Source organism: Flavobacterium aerium (genome assembly GCF_030766725.1).
GTDB classification, from domain to species: Bacteria; Bacteroidota; Bacteroidia; order Flavobacteriales; family Flavobacteriaceae; genus Flavobacterium; species Flavobacterium aerium.
This window is the reverse complement of the sequence record NZ_JARQWR010000052.1, coordinates 1-243: the sequence shown is the minus strand read 5'-3', so window position 1 is coordinate 243 and position 243 is coordinate 1. Positions and strand designations below refer to the sequence as shown.

Here is a 243-nt window from a genome sequence, read left to right as displayed (position 1 = left end):
CGGTTTGAGAAGCATAATACGTTGTTCCATCCACTAAAGCTACTGTTGACGCTAAAGCAGTTCCACCCGTTGCAGCAGTATACCACTGAATAGTTGTTCCTGTTGCTTGTAAGTTCGCTACTGTTGGATTTATAATCTCACAAAATGTTTGTGTAGACTGTGTTGTCGTTGGTGCTGGTGTAACAGTAATTTTGGCTAGAACGGCTAAACGAGTTTTACTCTCACATCCGTTTGCGGTTTGAG

The 243-nt window shown here is 42.4% G+C and carries 1 protein-coding gene; it reads right to left on the bottom strand.

Going from position 1 to position 243, the window contains the following annotated elements; all coding sequences use genetic code 11:
- Positions 1-243 (bottom strand): hypothetical protein (locus P6733_RS17950; RefSeq protein WP_306354319.1); only part of this gene is annotated, 243 nt, incomplete at both ends.